General features: G+C 51.5%; 2 rRNA genes. Both read left to right on the forward strand.

The window, feature by feature from the left end:
- Window positions 1-167 (forward strand): 23S ribosomal RNA (locus tag L6H70_RS28645); the annotation flags it as partial.
- A 79-nt stretch (window positions 168-246) separates the two neighbouring features.
- Window positions 247-363, forward strand: a 5S ribosomal RNA gene (rrf, locus tag L6H70_RS28650).

A 363-nucleotide genomic window follows, 5' to 3' on the forward strand; every position in this document is an offset into this window, starting at 1 on the left:
ACGTACGGACGGGATAAGCGCTGAAAGCATCTAAGCGTGAAGCCCCCCTCAAGATGAGATTTCCCAATACGTAAGACCCCTTGAAGACGACGAGGTAGATAGGTTGGAGGTGGAAGTGCAGTAATGCATGGAGCTGACCAATACTAATCGGTCGAGGGCTTATCCAATATTTCGAAGAACGCAAATTTGTTTCGGATTCAGTTTTCAGGAATCAAGTTCCTGAAGCATTTACGCTGTAAATGCCCGTTTGGTGGCGATAGCGGAAGGGTTCCACGCGTACCCATCCCGAACACGACCGTTAAGCCTTCCAGCGCCGATGGTACTTGGACCGAAGGGTCCTGGGAGAGTAGGACGCCGCCAAGC

The sequence above is a fragment of the Paenibacillus auburnensis genome (assembly GCF_927798115.1).
Classification (GTDB): domain Bacteria; phylum Bacillota; class Bacilli; order Paenibacillales; family Paenibacillaceae; genus Paenibacillus_AQ; species Paenibacillus_AQ auburnensis.